The following is a 19,701-nucleotide window of genomic DNA, read 5'->3' as shown; positions in this document are numbered from 1 at the left end:
GAGCAAATCAGTTCGTTGTCATCTTACAATTTTATTCTTGAAGCTTTATTCTATGCAGCTTCATATTAAATTGGTATTAACTGTTGACTAACAACTAACAACTAACTAATAACTACTTGAGCTTTTCAATCTCAAATTGTGCATCTTTGTAACCACCGGTAAGTCCTTGATCGAGAAACATTTTGCCGGCTTTTTCTAAATCGCTAATTGCTCCTGCTTTGTCTCCCAATGAGCGGCGAACCATGCCTCTACCGTAGTAAGCAGCAGCATAATTCGGACTGATCCGAATAGCTTGCACGTAATCTGCGATCGCACTATTGTAATTCTTTAACTCCTGATAAATCTTAGCCCGATTGGCGTAAGCTTCCGCATTGTTGGGATTGAACCCGATTGCTGCTGTAAAATCTGCGATCGCTCCCTGGGCGTCACCCCCGGCGCTGCGAGCTAAACCACGATTGTTAAAAGCATTAAAATCATTCGGATTTACTGTTAGCGCTTGAGTGCAATCGGCAATTGCTTTCGGATAATCCTTCAAATTTAAATAAGCAATGCAGCGATTGTTGTAAGGAACCCCATCCTCCTCACTCAGCGAAATTGCCTGAGTGCAATCGTCAATTGCCGCTTGATGCGCTCCCAAATTCAACTGCGTGCTGCAACGATTAGCGTAAGCATCTCCACTCTTGGGATCGCTCGCAATTACCTGAGAATAATCCGCCAAAGCTCCCTGATAATCTCCTAGGTGAAAGCGAGCTCTCCCCCGACTGTAAAAAGCATCAACATTCTTAGGATCAAGTTTAATTGCCTCAGTATAATCTCCAATTCCCCCCTGCAAATCGCCACTCCCAGCACGAGCCAACCCCCGCGAATGATAAGCTTTAACAAGGTTCGGCTGCAGCCGAATTACTCCGGTAAAATCCTGAATAGCGGCCTTGTAATCTTGCAGTTCTAAATAAGCAACTCCTCTTTCATAATATGTATCAACATCGTTTGGCTGGAGATTCAAAGCTTGAGTGTAATCCTCAATCGCTCCCCGTGTATCGTTAAAATCGTGACGGGCTAGGCCGCGGTTAAAATAAGCCTGAACATATTTAGGATTGAGAGCGATCGCCTGAGAATAATCCGCAATTGCTTCTTCATACTTTTGTAAATCATAATTAGCATTACCGCGCTGGTAAAAACTTTCAGCATTTTTAGGATTCAATTGAATTGACTTATTAAAAGCCTGCAAAGCTGCATCTGCATCTTTATTGCGAGACTTTTCCACTCCCTGTTCGTAATATTCCTTAGCTTTAATCGGATTTGGGCGGCTCCAATAACTAAACAGAAATACCAGAACTATCGCTGCCCCGACGCCCGCCAAAATCAGCAACCAAAATCGACTTCCCAAACGTGAATAAAAACTATCATAAGACACTAAGCTGGGAGCAATACTTTTCTTGTTAGCCGTATTCACAGGCTCTTGGCGGTGTCTCAACTTGCTGAGAGCTACCAAAACTTCCTCCGCAGATTGATAGCGTTTGCCAAATTGGTGACAGACCATTTTGTCAATTATATTGGCTAATCCCACAGAACATTGAGATCGGTTTCGCCAAACAATTTCCCCCGTATGAGAAGGACTCGGATCTTGCAATTTGGGCAAATCCGTACCGGGTAAACCAGTGATAGCTTGGACTGCCATCATCCCGACTGCATAGAGGTCGCTGCTAAATTGCGGGTTGCCTTGAAATTGTTCGATCGGCATATAAGCCGGAGTTCCAGTAGCAATGGTGCGCGGAAACTCTGTATCGTGATCGCTGACGTGACTCGCAACTTCTTTAACCGAACCAAAGTCAATTAAAACTAATTTGCCGTCTGGTTTGCGGCGGATTAAGTTGGAGGGATTAACATCACGGTGAATCACTCCCTGAGAGTGTACGAAGGCGAGAACTTGTAACACTTCTTGCAACAGATCCAGCACTCGTTCTTCTCGCCAAGGTTGACCGGCCACAATTTCCCTATTTAGGGCGTGTCCGGGCACAAACTCTTCGACGAGGTAGAATTGATTGGCTTCTTCAAAATAAGCTAGTAAAAATGGAATTTGATCGTGTTTTCCCAGCTTTTCTAATATTTCTGCTTCTTGTTTAAATAAGCGATAAGCTGTTTTGAGAACTGTGGAAGTGTTGCTGGGAGGGCGCAGTTGTTTGACTACACATTGAGGATGGCCCGGCCGGCGAGTATCGACAGCTAAATAAGTTTGTCCAAAAGCTCCTGAACTGAGGATTTGCACTACGCGATAACGCCTGTCTAAAAGTTGACCAACCATGTTCATATCTATAATTGAGAATTGGTAACGGGGAGTTGGTAATTGGGAATTTGTAAGGGGGAGTTGGTAAGGGGGATTTGGTAAGGGGAAGTTGGTAATTTGAGCTTCTTCCTTTTTCCTTCTTCCTTCTTCCTTCTTCCTTTTTTCTTGTTTTTTTAACATCTGAATGGAAACTAAGAGTTTATTTAGGGTCGTTGATTTGTGATTGTGCGTTTTGGAAACCATCGGCTCTTCCTTGTTCTAGAAACAAGGTTGCAGCTTTCTGAAAATCCTCGATCGCCCCAGCACGGTCTTTGAGTTGGCGGCGGACGAGGCCTCGGCTGTAAAAAGCGCTAGCATTGTTGGGGTTGAGCCGCAGCGAGTGAGCGAAATCCTCAACCGCTAAAGGGTAATTTTTTAGTTCTGAGTAAATAGTACCGCGATTGCTGTAAGCTACTGCATCGCTGGGATTGAGCCGAATTGCTTGAGTAAAATCTTCTAAAGCTCCCTGCTTGTCTCCCGAAGCCGATCGAGCTAATCCTCTATTGCTGTAGGCTTTGGGATTGTTGCCGTTGAGTCCGATCGTCAAACTGCAATCTTCGCTGGCCTTTTGATATTGTTTTAAATTCAGATAAGCAATACAGCGGTTGTTGTAAGCTGCTTCATCTTTTGGATCGAGGCGAATTCCTTCGGTGCAATCGGCAATCGCTTTGTCGTAGGTGGCCAAATTCAAGTAAGCGCTGCACCGATTGGTATAAGCATCAGCGAGATCTGGTTGCAATTCGATCGCCTTAGTATAATCTTCCATCGCTCCTTGATAATCTGCCAGATTAAACCGCGATCGACCACGACTGTAGTATACGCCAGCTTGTTTGGGACTAATTTGAAGGGCTTGAGTAAAATCTGCCATTGCTCCTGTTTTGTCGCCTGCAGCCGATCGAGCTAAGCCCCGATTGCTGTAAGCTGTAGCATCGTTGGGACTGAGCCGAATTGCTTGAGTGTAGTCTTCAATTGCCTGGGGGTAGTCACCCAAATCGTAGTAGGCTAAACCCCGCTGAGAGTATGCCTCACCGTCGCTGGGATTGAGTCGCACTACTTGAGTGAAATCTTCCACCGCCCCCCGCTTGTCCCCGATGTCGAGGCGGGCCATACCTCGATTGTAGAGAGCTTTGGTGTGGCTAGGATTGACTTTAATTGCTTGCGTGTAATCCTGTATTGCTTGCTCGGTTGCCCCCATGTCGTAGCGAGCGTTTGCCCGCTTGTAGTAAGTTTCCGCATCGGTGGCATTCATGGCGATCGCTTGAGTATAATCGGCGATCGCGCCTGTTGTGTCACCTTGCTGCGCTTTTGTAACACCGCGGGCTAACAATTCTTTTGACCTCGCCGGACTTTGACTCTGCCAAAAGTAAGTTATCAGTGCCGTCAAGATTAAAGCTGCCGCTGTTGCAGCCAACAGCAGCAGTTTGGTTGGGCTTTGTCTTCGCGGTTGACTCATAGCGTGCGTGATGATTGTGGCTGGCGGCGGCTCAACCTCCAATTTTACGGCGATTTGTTTGAGGTCTGCTAAAACTTCGGTGGTCTCCTGATAACGTTCCTCCCAGTCAGGGCGCACCATTCGATCGATAATATCTGCTAGGGCCGGCGAACAAGTTGCTCGGTTTCGCCAGGGAATTTCGTTGTTGTTGTTTTTTAAGGCACTCAGTTCGTTGGGTGAGAGTCCCGTGACGGCAAGCTGGGCGATCGTACCTAGAGCGTAGATGTCGCTATTGTAACGGGGGTTGCCGCTCAATTGCTCGATCGGCACGTATAACTCCTGAGCCGCCAAATCCTGTTTTTTTGCCTCATGCCTTTTAACAGAGTTCGGGGAGGTTTGCGACAACAAATGACAGTTAGCAAGTTCCGGGTTAATTTCTTTGTCTAAGCTAAAGTCTACCAATACAAATTTGCCGTCAGACTCGCGCCGGATCGCTCTGTCTGGTTGAATTCTGCGGTGAATAAAACCCTTCTCGTGTATGAACACCAAAATTTCTAATATTTCTGATAGCAGACCAATTACTTGATCTTCATCCCAAGGTTGACCGGGTATTAGTTCTTGACTTAAAGGTGAACCGGCAATAAATTCTTCAATTAAGTATAAACTTTGATTTTCCTCAAAATACGCCAATAATTCCGGGATTTTGTCGTGTTTTCCCAACTTTTCAATTATTTCGGCGTTTCGTTGAAATATAACTTTGACTAATTCTGGAGTTTGTGAACTTGTGCCGGGGAGTCGCATTTCTCTAACCGTGCATTGCGGATACCCAGGACGGTGAGTATCTGCTGCTAGATAAGTTTTTCCCACTTCACTTGAGTCTGTGACTTTAATGATGCGGTAACGTCTGTCTAGAAGTTGACCAATCATACTTTGCCCTCTACCCTGTCAATCGATTTTAGATTTTAGATTTTAGATTGAAGCATTGACCCAGCCCAAAAACGGATACGCTGCCACGTACAGGAGTCGTGGAAAGATAAAAATTTTCGACCCTAGTTCAAGCTCCCAGATTTATCTGTGGGGTAAATCGAGAATCGAAAATCGAAAATCGAAAATCGACTGACCCCACAGATAAATTCGGGGGGCAAGTTTCATCGGATACAGGTTTTTTATTTCTGGACGGATGAATCACGTGGCGGGTATCCTGGATGCTTGATTGTCAATTTTCCATTATCGCATGAAATCAGAATAGCCAAAATATGTGGCTGAGTAATTTAAGTTCGATCGAGCCGTGACTCCTACCCAAAAACGGATAGTTGCTTTCCCACAGGAGTCGTTAGCCTCCCAAAATTTTAGACCCTAGTTGAAGCTACCCGATTCTTTTGTGGAGTCAATCTAAAATCTAAAATCTAAAATCGACTGACTGGACAAACGGGCGATCGGATTGGCTCGCCAAGTCCCTCGCTGTTGCCACGCTCTTCTAATATTTTAGAAAAAAAATGCTGAAATTGTTTATCCTGTCAATGAGATATGTATAATTTAACAACCAAGCCGGAGGTCAGTCAAATGAACGTACAACTGGTTGAATCCCTAATTCAAGTTATCTGGTCTCTCGCAGCCGACGAGCAATTAGCGACTCTAGGGAAAATATTACCAAATATCTCCTACGCTTCGACCCGGAAACTGGTGCATTTTGCCCTAAAGGGCGGCTATTTTAATTTTTTGAATGACAAACTAGAGATTTATACTCTCAAATATCGACAAGCAATTGCCTGATACTCAAAAACAGGATATTGAAAGAACTTTTGAATGTGTGAATAATAAAAATGTCTGAATCATTAACCAAAGGAGGAACGATCGCAGCGATCGCCACTGCCATAGTTCCCCAACAAGGCAGCGTCGGCATTGTGCGAGTTTCCGGTTCCGCAGCCTTAAAAATTGCCGAAACTCTGTTTCGCGCCCCAGGACGGCAAATCTGGGAGTCTCACCGCATTCTTTACGGTCATATCCGTCGCCCCAAAACTCAAGAATTAGTCGATGAAGCTTTATTGTTAATCATGAAAGCACCGCGTTCTTTTACTCGCGAAGATGTGGTAGAATTTCACTGTCACGGCGGCATTATGGCTGTGCAGCAAGTCTTGCAGTTATGTTTGGAAAATGGGGCGAGATTAGCGCAGCCAGGAGAGTTTTCGCTGCGGGCTTTTTTGAACGGGAGGCTGGATTTAACTCAAGCTGAAAGTATCTCAGATTTGGTGGGAGCAAAATCGCCCGCTGCTGCACAAAGTGCTTTGGCCGGTTTGCAAGGAAAATTAGCGCAGCCAATTCGCAAATTGAGAACAACTTGTTTGGACGTACTGGCAGAAATTGAGGCAAGAATTGATTTTGAGGAAGATTTGCCGCCTTTAGATGAAGCTAAAACTTCTTTGGAAATAAATCATGTTTTGGAGGAATTGTCAACAATTTTGGCGACTGCCGATCGCGGAGAATTGTTGAGAACAGGTTTAAAAGTAGCGATTGTTGGGCGGCCGAATGTGGGAAAATCGAGTTTGTTGAATGCGTGGAGTAAGAGCGATCGCGCGATCGTCACGGATTTGCCCGGTACGACGCGGGATGTCGTAGAATCGCAGCTAGTTGTGGGCGGCATTCCGGTGCAGGTGCTCGATACTGCGGGCATTCGAGAAACCGAAGACAAGGTAGAAAAAATTGGCGTTGAGCGATCTCGCGCAGCAGCAAAACAAGCCGATTTAGTGTTGTTGACAATTGACGCAGAATCTGGTTGGACAGAGGAAGATTTGGAAATTTACGAACAAGTAAAGCACCGCCAGCTAATTATAATTATCAACAAAATCGACCTAGTAAAAATAATTCCTGAATTACCTTTTTCCCCTGAAGTTCACCCAATAGTTACCGCAGCAGCCGCTCTCGATCAAGGCATAGAAGACTTAGAAACAGCAATTTTAGATGCCGTCAGCGGGGGAAATTTGCAAGCAGCAAACTCAGACTTAGCAATCAACCAGCGACAAGCAGCGGCGTTAACCCGAGCTAAAATTTCTCTGGAACAGTGCACAGATACTATGAGCAATAAATTGCCTTTAGATTTCTGGACAATAGATTTGCGCGGTGCAATTCAAGCATTGGGGGAAGTTACGGGCGAAGAATTGACAGAATCAGTGCTCGACAGAATATTTAGCAGGTTTTGCATTGGCAAATAGTCCTCGAAAAAGATTAAATTAAAGAGGTAAGCTGTCTCACATTTAAGTTGTATTTTTAGGGCGGGCGGGACGCCAACCCCACAATATTTTCACTCTTTGTGGAACAGGCATCTTGCCTGTTCTTGAGAATGGTGTAAGATGTTAATTTCATCAAACTTGACTGTAAAATTTAGATGCCCCTGGGCTTAGTGAAGCAATTCTACTGAAAAATAACAACTAACTCATTCTCACGATCGAGGTCTTCCTAGACTTGTAATATAAAGCACAGCTTCACCCGCAGGAATACCGAGAACGTCATTGACGCGATCGTCAAAAAAGCCCCCGATACCGCTGACACCCAAACGCAGTTGCATAGCTGCTAAATTCAACCGCTGGCCCAAATGACCCGCGTCCATATGCAAATAGCGGTAAACTCGATCGCCATATTTTGCTACAGCCCTGTTCAAATCCGCCGTGTGAAACAACAGCGCCCCCGCATCTCTGCCCAAGTCTTGCCCCAAACACAAAAAATGCAGTTCCCTGCGGAAATTTTTAAACCGAATTTGCCGCAATTCTTGAGCTTTCGGAGCATAATAATAACAGCCTTCTTCTAATCCATTCACTCCCGAAACAGCAATAAAAGTCTCGATCAAACTTAGATCGAAATAGTCGGGATAACCGTCTAATCCTTGGTCGATATAGTGCTGGGGCTGGTAAGTAAAATCCAGCATAGCTAGCAGTTCGCCCAAGCTCAAAGAAGCACCTGTATAAGCACGGGTCGAACGCCTTTTGAGCATAGTGTTTTCTAAATTTTCCAGGTTCACTCCCCAAGGAATCGAAGGAGTGACAGTCGAAACTTTACTACAAAATGGAAAGTTGTATTTATCCTCTAATTCCCCTTCACTTTCATCAATTTTCCAGCCATCAGCTCCGGTAGGGTCTGATTCTAAATGCGTCGCTTTGTGAAGGTATTTTAACAGTTGACCTTCGGAAATTTTCGGGTAATCAGTGGTGGTGTTTCCGGGCAAAGCTGTTTTAAATTTAGGCAAGTTTTGGTCAATATCTAGCAAGTCGGCTAAAGCAACTATACAAATCGCTCCTTCTTGCTCCGAGTCAATGTAAAGTAATTCATTGACAGCTTCGTCGGCGAATCCTCCAATCAGGTGAGGTCGGTAATCGTTGACGGCGCAAGCTAACTCAATATTACTCAATAAATGCCCAGTGTCTAGAAAAATTCGCCGATAAGCTCGGTCTTCATAACGCCAAGAAGAACGGAAAAAAACAGTGGTAATGGCGATCGCCAATTGGGTATTTTCTAGCGCTGGCGACTGGAAACAAGCTGCTTGCAATGTCGGCCAAACTTGACTGTCCCAAAAATGAACAAGTGAATGAGTTCTGCACTGATAGTTGTAGAGTCCGGCCGGCAACTGGGCAGTGCCACGGGAGATTAAATAAACCTCTGCTGGGTAGAGTCCACCCGCCGACGGTGCAGAGCGCAAATACAGGTAGCTATCGTCTACCGTCTGCACTTTCGCCGTCAACCCGTAGCTGCACAGCAACAAGCTAGATAACCGATGCCACCAAGCGGCATCGGGATCGGCATCGGCATCCTCCGAGGGATCTTTTAGATAAGGCTTGAGGTCAAAATACGCTCCAATTTTATATTCTTTGAAAGGCACAGGTTGCTCTGTCCAATCTAGCTGTTTGCTTTTAGCAGCAATGGTTTCAGGGTCGTATTTGGTGCGTTCGTGGTAGTGCTCAGCAATGGAGAGAGGATGTTCTGGCATATTTCAGTAGAGGATTGGCTTTGGTTTCTCGATCGATCTTGACATTACTAACCGCTTACTGGTCGAGTAAGGCAGAAATTTACAAATATAAAAAAAATCTTAGAAAAAATGCGACTGTTGTTACACAAGCTTAACATAAGAATATGCCTAAGTATAAATACGCAGAATAATAACCATTAATTACTGTTATGGATTGGCTGCAGTAGCTGTCGTCATGAGGAGTGAAAATGCAAAAGCTAAGCGCTGAGGAATTGCTTGCTCAGTATGCTGAGGGCCAGCGAAACTTTAACGCCGTTGACTTAAGTGAAAATAACTTGTTTCAAGCAGATTTGACAGAAATAAATCTTTCTGGTAGCGTTCTGAGGCGAGCTTATCTGCCCTACGGAAATTTGACGCAAGCTAATCTTTATAAAACTGATTTGCAAGAGGCTGAATTGGGCGACATTCAACTTTATCAAGCTAACTTGTCGGAAGCAAGTTTATCAAGAGCAAACTTATCAAGAGCAAATTTGCGTCACGCCAATTTGCAAGGTGCTAATTTGCAGAAAGCTAATTTGCAAGGTGCGGATTTGTACAATGCAGATTTGACGAATGCCGATTTGAGATATGCGGATTTGAGTCGAGCTAATTTGGAGAAAGCAAAGTTAAGCAAAGCTCAATTAGCGGGCTGCAACTTATTTCGATCGCGCTTGGGTGATTTGTCGGAAGCCGAGTGCGATCGCACTACTATCGGGCCCGAAGGCTATTGATGATTTGCAGCGGCTAGTCTAGGGCCTAGGGCGATCGGCTTAATTAGTCGTGAAGCGTAGCTATCCCGTAGGGAATCGCTCTTTTTAAAATTTCTTAACATTTCTCGACATGGGGGAAAAGGTGAGTTACAGTCGTAGAGAACTTATGGCTCCGCAACATTGACAATAAATAACACATTTTTCCAGCGGAAAACAGGCTAAAATTTATGAATTCTCCAGACAACAAATCCCGAGAACTCCGGCGTAAAGAACAAGAACTGCGGAAGCGAGAACAAGAAATTCGGCTCCGCGAACTAGAAGCCGAAATCGACCGCTCAGTGCCAGAACATCTAACAAGCAAGTACCAAGAACCAGACAGCCAAGTTAACGGCAAACTCAAACAGTGGCGCCGAAAAATTATAGCAGCCGCTCAATTTACAGGCATTGTCATTGCTGTTATCGTTGCAGTTCGCATAGCATCTTGGCTGGCAGCCGCGCTGATAGTGGGAGGCATTGCTTTCATAGCTTACAAAATGTTTATTGAAGAAGACAGAAGTTGAAAGCTCAAGCAGGAAACTATCAGGAAACAGCCATGAACCTTAAAGTAGAAACTAGCAACTTTCTCAACGATTTAGAGCGCGTAGCCGCCGTCCGCCGAGAAATTGCCGATCGCCTCAGCAACATCGCCACAGCCATCAACCAATCAGAATTAGCAGCAGGAGAAGCATCGGGAAAACTCGGTTTAGAAACAGACAACGCTGACATTGATGTCGCCAGTAAAAACTTGCGCCAAGGAGTCTTTCGCCTGTTAGTGCTAGGTGATATGAAACGCGGAAAAAGCACTTTTCTCAATGCGTTAATCGGCGAAAACTTACTGCCCAGCGATGTAAATCCCTGTACAGCTTTGTTGACGATTTTGCGCTACGGTTCAGAAAAAAAAGTTACCGTTTATTTCAATGACGGCAAAAGCCCCAAACAGCTAGATTTTAAAAGTTTTAAACAGAACTACACAATTGACCCCGCTGAGGCAAAACGTTTAGAAGAAGAAAAGAAACCAGCATTTCCCGATATCGATTGCGCCGTAGTAGAATATCCCTTACCTTTGCTAGAAAAAGGCATAGAAATAGTAGACAGTCCCGGACTGAACGATACAGAAGCTCGCAATGAATTATCTCTCGGTTACATCAACAACTGCCACGCTATTTTGTTTGTGCTCAGGGCAACTCAGCCTTGCACAATGGGTGAAAGACGCTATCTAGAAAATTATATCAAAAATCGCGGATTGAGCATTTTCTTTCTGATTAATGCTTGGGATCAGGTGCGGGAAAGTTTGATTGACCCAGATGATCCTGAAGAATTGGCAGAAGCCGAAGGGAAACTGCGGCGGGTTTTTCAAGCTAATTTGGCTGAATATTGTTTAACAGAAGGCCACGACATTTACGACGAGCGAGTGTTTGCAATTACCTCAATTAAGGCGCTCAGGTTGCGGATGAAAAACCCGGATGCGAATTTGGCAGGAACTGGTTTTCCAGAGTTTATGGCGGCACTGAATACGTTTTTGACGCAGGAAAGGGCGATTTCGGAATTGCGTCCGGCGAGAACTTTGGCGCGTCAAATTTCTGCTCGTGTCCGCGAAGCTGTTGGGCGCAGATTACCATTACTCGATCGCGATGTCAATGAGTTGAAGGAAAAGATTAATTCAGTTGAGCCGGAGTTTAAAAAACTGACTCACATTCGCGATGAGTTTCAACAAGAAATTATCGAAGTTAGAGATAGTAAATCGCGGGCGATCGCAGATTCTTTCCGCGCCTACGTTCTTAACTTAGAAAACACCTTTGAAACAGATTTCTTACGGTATCAACCAGAGCTGAGATTTCTAGATTTCTTCAGCCAAGGCAAGCGAGAAGCCTTTGAAGCATCCCTCAAACGAGCATTCGAGCAGTATATCAACGACAAACTAGCAGCTTGGACTCTCACGGCTGAACAAGAAATGAATTCAGCATTTTCGCAACTCTCACAAAGTGCGGCAAATTACGGAGCATCTTACACGAAAGTGACTGAAAAAATCACCGAAAAACTGACCGGGCAAAAAATACCAGCAGCAGTCAGCAACTCAAACGAAGATAACTCGCCAGCTTGGGCAAAATGGGCGATGGGATTGTTCTCGTTAACGACAGGAAATCTGGCGGGCGTAGCAATGGCAGGAGCGGGTTTTGATTGGAAAAATATCCTGCTAAACTTAATTACTGTGTTAAGCGTCAGTACGATTCTTGCTAGTTTGACGGGGATTGTTTTGGGGCCGCTGTACTTGGCTTTATTGGGGATGGGTGTTGGGGTTTTGCAAGCAGACGGAGCTCATAAACAGTTGGTAAAAGCCGCGAAAAAAGAGCTAGTGAAATATCTGCCGCAGGTGGCTCAAGAGCAGTGGCAGCCGATTCACGATGCTGTGAAAGAGTGTTTTGATGTTTACGGGCGAGAAGTGGGCGATCGCATGAATGCGGATATTAATTCTCGGAAATCGGAGTTAGATAATTTGCTCGAACAAAAGGAATCTCGCGAGATTAATTGTCAGGCTGAATCCCAGCGGTTGAAAAAATTGGAGGCTGATGTTTCTGCCGAGTCGCAGAGTATTGAATCACTATATCAAGCTTTCCTAGCATCCGCTTGAAATAAAACAACAATATGCAACAACCCGAAATTTATCAACACCTGACTGACAATCTCAAATCAGCACTCGGTATTCTCGAACTTGAGAAAAACTCCCAACTCTATCGAGATACAACCTCAATTTGCGACTATCTCGCCAAACCAACTTTTCAAATTGCTGTCTTTGGCCCGTTTAATTACGGCAAGTCAACTTTGCTGAATGCTTTGCTGGGAAATCGCGCTTTGCCGATCGACCTTGTGCCCACTACAGGTGCTGCTATTTATGTCAACTATGGCGAGGAATTGCACGCAAAAATTACCCTGAAAGACGGCACGGAAATTAGCGAACCAGGGACTGATGTTTTGAAACGCTACGCCATCCTTGACGACGCGAGACAAATGCGGGATGATGTGGCGGCCGTGAATGTTTACTGTCCCCATCCATTTCTGCAAACCGGTGTGGAATTGCTGGATTTGCCGGGAACCAATGATCGGGAAGAACAGGATAATTTGGTTCGGGATAAATTGCTAACGGCTGATTTGGTTGTGCAGGTTTTAGATGCTCGCAAATTGATGACTTTAGGGGAACGGGAGAACTTGAGAGATTGGTTGAGCGATCGCAACATCAACACTGTCGTCTTTGTTGCCAATTTTCTCAATCTACTCGAACCAGACGACCAAAAACAAGTTTACAATCGCTTGTTGTTTGTTGCCGAAAGTTTTCGCTCCAACTTACCGAACAATATCAGCAATATCTACCGCGTCGATGCTTTGCCGGCGTTGAGGGCGAGGCTGAAAGGAGATGTGGCGGCCGCCCAAACTACAGGAATTGCCACGTTTGAATCGGCTTTGCAAAGTATTGTGGCAGCTCAACAGGAACAACTAGCAGTTAAGTTGCCCAGAATTGAAGCTATAGCTAATAAAATTTGCCAATCTCTCCGAGCCAAAGCTGAAACTGTCACCGCAGAAATAGCTGCCGCTCAAAAAAAGCACAAAGACAAAATTGAAATTAAACAAAAAGCCGAAAAACTGATATCAAAAGGCTTTCAAGCCAGCGTTTCCGATTTCGAGATTTGGCTTTACCAGCCCACACTTTTGCAGCGGTATCAATCGGAAATGGCGGTGTCGCTCCAGGAAGGAAGTTTTGATGCGTGGAAGCTAAAATTTCAGCGAGAGGCGTTACATCAGCAGCAAAGCATCGCAGAATGGGTAAATAAAGCTTGCGAATTCTTTGATAAAGAACAGCCGATCGCACTTTTGATTTCGTTTCCTCCATCCCCGCAAGTCTCTTTACCGGAGCCGCCGCCACCTCCACCTCAAAAGTCGAACGAGGGCGAAGTGGCTCCAGTGGCGATCGCCACAGGCTTAGGTTGGCTATTGGGCGGGCCTGTGGGAGCCGCAGTAGTCGGCGGTGCTAGCTATATTTTGAATAAAAGAACTGGGTATGAAAAGCCGCCTGAATCGTCAGAAGCATATCTCAATCAAGTAACGGAAATTTGCAGCGAGGCTGCTAAAAACTATCTCGCTCGCTTCAGCACCGATACTTTTTCCATGCTGCAACACTACAAGGAAATCGCCGGAAAAGTTATCTGTTTTCAAGATAGCAAAGAGCCACTACAGACAAATATTCAGCAATATCAGATACAGTTAATCAATAATTTGTTAGAAAATATCGAATCCTGCCTTCAAATGACCAAATCTGTAATTAACGGCAAATGATCCGAACCGACATTGCGGCCAGTACGAATCTTCAAAACACCAATTTCTTTGCTGACTAAAAAGTGATCGATCGGAATATAAGCCAGTGGCATAAAAGTCGGCCAAGTCGGTAAAATGCCAAAGCCCGATCGCGCATTTCGCAAATTTCCGGTTTTTACCATATTTTTGTAGAAAGGCGACCACATTGTGGTATTTAAATCCCCAACCACAATCAGCGGATTTTTGACTTGGGCTGCATACTCGCCGATGCCTGCTAGCTGTTTATTGCGATCGATAAAACTCTCCTGTTTGATCGGCACAGTCGGATGAGCAAGAATCAGAGAAATGATTTTACCTTGAAATTTAACATCCGCCGACAAGCTCTTTCTTTGATTTGAAAAGGCTTTAACAGAGGAATTTTCTAAAGGCAGCTTGCTGTATATTGCACTGCCAAATCTCTCAGATTCTTGCTGGGTAGAAGAGTAAGGAAAAATCTCGCTTAAAACCGATAACTGTTTTGCCCAAGTTGAGTTGACTTCCACAAAAACCGCGATATCAGGTTGTTCTGCTTTAACCAGCGATATCACCTCAGAATATCGCCGATTAGCCCTTAAAACATTTGAATGCAAAATCCGCAAGTTGTGTCCGGGAGTTGCTCCGGCAACTGCTGGCGCTGGAAAATACCAAGGAACAATTTCCGCCAAGTTAATGATAATGCAAAATGCGCTCACCAGCAACCATATTTTTTTTGAGCGCACCAGAGCGAAGAATATAAAAGTAGAGAAACCAACCAGCAGATATTGTAGTTTAAAATGAGAAGTCAATTCCAAAAAAATGTTGAATTCTCCCAAATAACCGACTATTGAAAATACGGCATTTACAGTTACTGCGATAATAAACCATTTTGAAATTACGTGCTTCAAGTTAATGATTTTGTAGTTGCTGCTGTGCATCACCGCCCATTTGAGCTTAATTTTGAGGTCGTTGGTAATCGGCAATTTATCAATTTCTTTTACCAGTTGTTCTGGCTGTTCCAACACTCGCCGCTTTTGATAAAATCTCACCAGCAAGCTATCTACCACAAAATAACTAAAATAATTGGCAACAAATCCTACAAATACCAACACACATACACCGACAAGCATACCAAAGGAACCGCCGACTTTGACCAAACCCGACCAAACGGCTGCGTCACCTGTTTTCCCTGTAGCTAATATGGCTATTAATAGCATTAAAGCAGGCAATCCGATCGTGATTATGTTTCTGATGATATAGTCCATTATACAATTTTAGATTTTAGATTTTAGATTTTAGATTGGGAATGAATAATGCAGTTTGTCTAGTCAGCACTACGGACTGGTTGACTTAATAACGGCTTGACAAAATAGAGAGACTCCTTAACTTTCATAAATTTCTAACGGTAAGTTATCGGGATCTCTGAAAAATGTAAACCGTTTTTCTGTAATCTCGTCTAGGCGAATTTCTTCTACTTCTACTTGTTGGGATTTTAAGTAAGCAACTGATGATTCTATGTCCTCAACGGCAAAAGCTAAATGTCTCAAACCGCAAGCTTCAGGATTGTTAACTCTTTCAGGAGGATGGGGAAATGAGAAAAGCTCTATGGTGTCGCCGTTTCCGACTCGCAAATCTAGTTTGTAAGAATTCCTCTCGGTTCGGAAAGTTTCTTTGATAATTGAACATCCCAATACTTCTACATAAAATTTCTTCGATGCTTCGTAATCCGAGCAAATAATCGCCACATGATGTATTGCTTTTATTTTCATCTTAAAAAAGTTAGTTAGTTGCGTTTTTGCAAATGCACAGCACGCTATTGACAATTATATTTGACGATCGCAGACTCTGCGAGAAACCCTGCTAAATTCAGGGCGAGATCCCTTTATTTTCCCCCGCCCAAATCTTAATCTGAAAAATTTATGCAAAAAAAGTACCCTACCTTGATAAAATGAGAGTTTTGCAGTCAATCACCCAATTTGCATCTTCGGAGACAAGCATTATGGCCCGTATGTATTACGACACCGACGCGAACCTAGACCTCTTAGCCAACAAAACGATTGCTATCATCGGCTACGGTTCCCAAGGACACGCCCACGCCCTTAACCTCAAAGACAGTGGCATGAATGTCGTTGTCGGTTTGTATCCCGGTAGCAAATCTGCCGCCAAAGCAACCGACGCGGGTTTAACAGTTCACCCGGTAGACAAAGCAGCAGCCGCTGCTGACTTCATCATGATTTTATTGCCCGATGAAGTTCAAAAAACTATTTACAAAGAACAAATCGAACCGAACCTTTCTGAAGGAAATGTTTTAGCATTTGCTCACGGTTTTAACATTCACTTCGGCCAAGTTGTTCCCCCTGCCAATGTAGACGTAGTAATGGTTGCCCCCAAAGGCCCCGGACACTTGGTGCGACGGACTTATGAACAAGGGGAAGGTGTTCCGAGTTTGTTTGCAGTATATCAAGATGCTTCCGGTCAAGCGCGCGATCGGGCAATGGCCTATGCTAAAGGTATTGGCGGCACCAGAGCCGGCATCCTGGAAACCACTTTCCGCGAAGAAACAGAAACGGATCTTTTTGGCGAACAAGTAGTTTTGTGCGGCGGTTTGAGCGCATTAATTAAAGCTGGATTTGAAACTTTAGTTGACGCCGGATATCAACCGGAATTAGCTTATTTTGAATGTTTGCACGAAGTTAAACTTATCGTTGACTTAGTAGTAGAAGGAGGCCTCGCCAAAATGCGCGACAGCATCTCCAATACCGCAGAATACGGCGATTTAACTCGCGGCCCCCGCATCGTCACGGATCAAACCCGCGCCGAAATGCGTAAAATTCTCAGCGAAATTCAATCCGGCCAATTTGCCCGCGAATTCGTTCTGGAAAACCAAGCCGGCAAACCGGGCTTTACCTCCATGCGCCGTCAGGAAGCTGAACATCCTATTGAAGAAGTTGGTAAAGATTTGCGAGCTATGTTTAGCTGGTTGAAAAAGCACGCCTAATCAATTTTAGATTTTAGATTTTAGATGGGAAGACCAATCTAAAACAGTCCTGGAGGCATAACCTCTATCTGTAGGGTGTGCAATGCACACCTTACTGGTTTGAGAAAAATCTAAAATCTCAAGTTTAATCGATTTGAGATTGGAGGAAAAATCTCAAATCTACAATCTCAAATCGTCATGGTTGGTTGTGCTTCGCTTAACCCAACCTACAAGAAAATGGCTAGGTATTATTAGAGAAACCGGGTTTCTCGCTGGTAGCTCAAAACTATCGCTTCGGGCTAGGACTTTTTTGCAATTTATCAATATCCTGTTGCCTTTGCTCGTTGAAATCTCTCGGTCTCAACCAATCTGGCCATAACCCGACGAAGAACTTTCGACTGGCCACGCTAGTATCTCTTACAGGTTTGGGGAGAAAAGTTAAAGTGTCACCGTAAAGGGTAAACAGCGCTATAAACAGAAGCAACAGCGGGATAAGATTTTTTTTAAGCATGGCAGTTTGGGAGTAGAGTTTGTGAAAGCGCTTTGTTATATTTTGCCCTTGCACGAACAAAATATATCAGAAACAGCTTAAGAAGAAAATACACCTCTGGGGCTAAGGGGCGCCGCCTACACAAGGAAAAACTGCTAGTCGCAATATCATGTCCCCTCGAACTCCCACTACAAACACCTTTATTATAGGTGTTGGAGCGGACATCAGATTATTAGCTAATGACTAATAGTGGTAAGGTTCGCAGTGCGAACCCTACATAATTATGTTCTGGGTCTAGAACTCTACCAAATACTATGGTTTTTTGGCGCTTACCTACTTAACGACTAAGGACTAATGAATAATGACTACTTATTCCCTTGAATAAAAGTTTGTACTACTGCATTAGTTTCCGGGGAAAATTCTGTTAACAGCCGAACCGGGATTACCGATGTGGAAGCAAAGTACGCGTATTCTGGTGTTAGAAAGACTGCATATTTGTCAGCTTCAGCAGTCAGTTGAGCGGCAGTAGCCAAACTTACAGCTTTAATATAATTGCGTATGCTAACAGCTTGGTCGCCGACAACTTCATCGCCAGTAATTATTGTGCTCGGTCTGCGAACTTGGTGTAAAGTTGTACTCGGATCTTTGACGCTTAAGTGGGTTCCTCCTACAAAACCAACTAGCCATTTAGGAGATGGAATTTTCGGAAAACCGGCAATTTGTTCGGCTAAGGCGGGAGTTGTTTTGTCGGCAGAAGATGCTACTATTAAGGTAGGAATTTGAATTGTACTTAAACCCGTTTCTCCAAATAGTAATGATGTGATCGGATTCATGGCGATCGCCCTTTTAATCCTCCCATCCCGCAATTGATAACGTTCTTCGGGCAATCCGGCCGCCGCGCACTGAATGCCTTCGCCTAAGCTGAACCCAATCAAATCCCCCTGACACCGCTGTTTGAGTCCGCTCAATTGCAGTTCGGCGCCGGCCAAGGACAAGGCTGTAGCGCCGCCGAAGGAATAGCCAATTATTACCCATCGGTCGATCGCGATTTTCCCCTGCAAATTATCATCAGTTTGGTTCAATTTGGTCAGTTCGTCGAGTACAAAACTGATGTCTTTGGGACGGTCTAAAAACTCTTGAGGAGCTAACAAGGGAGACTTCCCCGCCATCGCAGCATTGGTGTTAGTCTCGTTGCTGCCCGGATGTTCTAAAGCTGCTACCACATAACCGTGAGACGCCAAATGCTCGGCTAAGTAGCGCAAATCCGTGCGGACGGAACCCAACCCGTGAGAAAAGACGATCGTGGGTTTGTCGGCAGTCGCAGCTCTCGACCAGTACACATCAACCGGAATAGGTCGATTGCGGGCGCTATCGTTCAAATCTAGCGCCCGTACCTGCACCGAATTAGGGCCTGGCTGGGTGGGATCGAAAGGCAGGTTAAACGCGGGTTTAACTGGTGCTAACTGAGGTGCGATCGCCGCCATAAAGCGCTGAGTTTGCCAAAAACTAGCGTTCATATTTCCCAAAACTGCGAAAGCTCGATCGAGATCCACCACGACCCGCGAGCTGGGATAAGATTCAATGAAACTCAGTACCGATAAGCCTTCCGGCGCGTTTGCTCCCTGCACCAGAGCGGCTCGCAGCGCTTCCACACCCCCACCGTCGCGCCTGGGTATCACAGTAGTCAAATCCGTCAGGATGCCAGTGCCGATGCCCGTATTTAGCAAGTTGCTCAGGCCGACTACATTTAGGGGAATTTTTGCTTGCAGCGCCCGAAAGATTTTACTGCGCTGTTCGTCAGACAGGAGATTGGCATAAGCTTGCAGTTTGGCGGGGACTTTTCCTGTTTCTGCGAGTTCACGCAAATCCGCAACCGATATTGACGATTCTAAAATACCTTTGCGGACAACAACCGTTTCTGCTGCTTTTACAGAGGATGTCGCGCCGCTCAAAGGGCCGATCGAAATCGAACCCAAAACACTCGCCACTGAAGAAAACCATCTGAAATTTGGTCTAATGCTCATTTTTACTTTATTGAACTAGAGGGGGGTAGATTACCATATTCTCAAAATTCTCCCAGATACCGAGATATTGTTCTAGATGCCGAGAAATTGGCTGCATCGGAGTGCGATCGTCAAGGCCTCTACGCATATTTACTTGCCGAGCTCACATTCCGTACCTAAGTGCACTTCTTATGCGGGTGCTAATGATGATGAGTTGAAGGATTTTTTAATCGGCAGCCCAAAAAATACAAACTTCGCGAGTGAAAAGAGCGATCTAGTGTATTTACGAACCGCACAAAGGTGCGGAAATTTTGCTAGTAATTCCGTTGGGTTAGGATTAACCCTCTTTTGTCACTCTCGTGGTAGTATAAGGAGTGACACAGATCAAAAGCATTGCCAGTCCTATGGTAGAAC

Annotated in this window: 13 protein-coding genes; 7 read left to right on the top strand and 6 right to left on the bottom strand. The window is 44.8% G+C overall.

Annotation, left to right across the window (positions count from 1 at the left end):
- Window positions 1–112: 112 nt before the first annotated feature.
- Window positions 113–2,527 carry a tetratricopeptide repeat protein gene (locus QUA24_RS24475; protein WP_333232771.1) on the bottom strand — a complete coding sequence of 805 codons (2,415 nt, stop codon included), beginning with the start codon at window positions 2,525–2,527 and terminating at the stop codon, window positions 113–115.
- Window positions 2,484–4,682 (bottom strand): tetratricopeptide repeat protein, encoded by a 2,199-nt coding sequence (locus QUA24_RS24470; RefSeq protein ID WP_333232769.1) that lies wholly within the window; start codon window positions 4,680–4,682, stop codon window positions 2,484–2,486. Before QUA24_RS24470 ends, QUA24_RS24475 begins: the two co-directional genes overlap by 44 nt.
- Window positions 4,683–5,282: 600 nt before the next feature.
- On the opposite strand from QUA24_RS24470, the gene QUA24_RS24465 reads away from it, so the two are divergent.
- Window positions 5,283–5,528, top strand: a complete 246-nt coding sequence (locus QUA24_RS24465; protein ID WP_333232767.1) for a hypothetical protein — start codon at window positions 5,283–5,285, stop codon at window positions 5,526–5,528.
- 50 nt (window positions 5,529–5,578) lie between these two features.
- A complete protein-coding gene (mnmE, locus tag QUA24_RS24460; RefSeq protein WP_333232765.1) occupies window positions 5,579–6,964 on the top strand; it encodes a tRNA uridine-5-carboxymethylaminomethyl(34) synthesis GTPase MnmE in 1,386 nt (461 codons plus the stop codon).
- A gap of 227 nt (window positions 6,965–7,191) precedes the next feature.
- Here mnmE and QUA24_RS24455 read toward each other — a convergent pair whose 3' ends face one another.
- Entirely contained in the window at window positions 7,192–8,730 is a 1,539-nt protein-coding gene (locus QUA24_RS24455; RefSeq protein WP_333211489.1) for a SagB/ThcOx family dehydrogenase, read from the bottom strand.
- A gap of 227 nt (window positions 8,731–8,957) precedes the next feature.
- On the opposite strand from QUA24_RS24455, the gene QUA24_RS24450 reads away from it, so the two are divergent.
- The 4 genes from QUA24_RS24450 to QUA24_RS24435 all read left to right on the top strand — a co-directional run bounded on the left by QUA24_RS24450 (window position 8,958) and on the right by QUA24_RS24435 (window position 13,823).
- On the top strand, window positions 8,958–9,479 hold the full coding sequence (locus tag QUA24_RS24450; RefSeq protein WP_333211488.1) for a pentapeptide repeat-containing protein: 522 nt from the start codon (window positions 8,958–8,960) through the stop codon (window positions 9,477–9,479).
- A gap of 206 nt (window positions 9,480–9,685) precedes the next feature.
- Complete coding sequence (locus tag QUA24_RS24445) at window positions 9,686–10,018, top strand: hypothetical protein (RefSeq protein WP_333211487.1); 333 nt, start codon at window positions 9,686–9,688, stop codon at window positions 10,016–10,018.
- Entirely contained in the window at window positions 10,015–12,126 is a 2,112-nt protein-coding gene (locus tag QUA24_RS24440; protein ID WP_333232763.1) for a dynamin family protein, read from the top strand. Before QUA24_RS24445 ends, QUA24_RS24440 begins: the two co-directional genes overlap by 4 nt.
- Window positions 12,127–12,140: 14 nt before the next feature.
- Window positions 12,141–13,823, top strand: a complete 1,683-nt coding sequence (locus QUA24_RS24435) for a dynamin family protein (protein ID WP_333232761.1) — start codon at window positions 12,141–12,143, stop codon at window positions 13,821–13,823.
- Here QUA24_RS24435 and QUA24_RS24430 read toward each other — a convergent pair.
- Entirely contained in the window at window positions 13,790–15,082 is a 1,293-nt protein-coding gene (locus tag QUA24_RS24430) for an endonuclease/exonuclease/phosphatase family protein (RefSeq protein ID WP_333232759.1), read from the bottom strand. The two genes, QUA24_RS24435 and QUA24_RS24430, sit on opposite strands and share 34 nt — an antisense overlap.
- A 117-nt stretch (window positions 15,083–15,199) precedes the next feature.
- Window positions 15,200–15,586, bottom strand: a complete 387-nt coding sequence (gene gloA2, locus QUA24_RS24425; protein ID WP_333232757.1) for an SMU1112c/YaeR family gloxylase I-like metalloprotein — start codon at window positions 15,584–15,586, stop codon at window positions 15,200–15,202.
- Between the two features lie 179 nt (window positions 15,587–15,765).
- On the opposite strand from gloA2, the gene ilvC reads away from it, so the two are divergent.
- A complete protein-coding gene (gene ilvC / locus QUA24_RS24420) occupies window positions 15,766–16,815 on the top strand; it encodes a ketol-acid reductoisomerase (protein ID WP_333158861.1) in 1,050 nt (349 codons plus the stop codon).
- A gap of 834 nt (window positions 16,816–17,649) precedes the next feature.
- Here the strand turns inward: ilvC and QUA24_RS24415 are convergent.
- Window positions 17,650–19,308: an alpha/beta hydrolase gene (locus QUA24_RS24415; RefSeq protein ID WP_333232755.1), complete on the bottom strand. Its 1,659-nt coding sequence runs from the start codon at window positions 19,306–19,308 to the stop codon at window positions 17,650–17,652.
- Between the last annotated feature and the right edge of the window lie 393 nt (window positions 19,309–19,701).

It is taken from the genome of Microcoleus sp. Pol12B5, assembly GCF_036701335.1.
In the GTDB taxonomy this organism is placed as follows: Bacteria; Cyanobacteriota; Cyanobacteriia; order Cyanobacteriales; family Microcoleaceae; genus Microcoleus.
This window is presented reverse-complemented; position numbering and strand designations above follow the sequence as displayed.

Excerpts from the sequence above, each read along its gene's own strand:
- QUA24_RS24435 (WP_333232761.1), top strand. The coding sequence starts at position 12,141 with ATGCAACAACCCGAAATTTATCAACACCTGACTGACAATCTCAAATCA.
- QUA24_RS24430 (WP_333232759.1), bottom strand. The coding sequence starts at position 15,082 with ATGGACTATATCATCAGAAACATAATCACGATCGGATTGCCTGCTTTA.
- QUA24_RS24470 (WP_333232769.1), bottom strand. The coding sequence starts at position 4,682 with ATGATTGGTCAACTTCTAGACAGACGTTACCGCATCATTAAAGTCACA.
- QUA24_RS24475 (WP_333232771.1), bottom strand. The coding sequence starts at position 2,527 with ATGGTTTCCAAAACGCACAATCACAAATCAACGACCCTAAATAAACTC.
- QUA24_RS24465 (WP_333232767.1), top strand. The coding sequence starts at position 5,283 with ATGTATAATTTAACAACCAAGCCGGAGGTCAGTCAAATGAACGTACAA.
- ilvC (WP_333158861.1), top strand. The coding sequence starts at position 15,766 with ATGAGAGTTTTGCAGTCAATCACCCAATTTGCATCTTCGGAGACAAGC.
- mnmE (WP_333232765.1), top strand. The coding sequence starts at position 5,579 with ATGTCTGAATCATTAACCAAAGGAGGAACGATCGCAGCGATCGCCACT.
- QUA24_RS24455 (WP_333211489.1), bottom strand. The coding sequence starts at position 8,730 with ATGCCAGAACATCCTCTCTCCATTGCTGAGCACTACCACGAACGCACC.
- gloA2 (WP_333232757.1), bottom strand. The coding sequence starts at position 15,586 with ATGAAAATAAAAGCAATACATCATGTGGCGATTATTTGCTCGGATTAC.
- QUA24_RS24450 (WP_333211488.1), top strand. The coding sequence starts at position 8,958 with ATGCAAAAGCTAAGCGCTGAGGAATTGCTTGCTCAGTATGCTGAGGGC.
- QUA24_RS24445 (WP_333211487.1), top strand. The coding sequence starts at position 9,686 with ATGAATTCTCCAGACAACAAATCCCGAGAACTCCGGCGTAAAGAACAA.
- QUA24_RS24415 (WP_333232755.1), bottom strand. The coding sequence starts at position 19,308 with ATGAGCATTAGACCAAATTTCAGATGGTTTTCTTCAGTGGCGAGTGTT.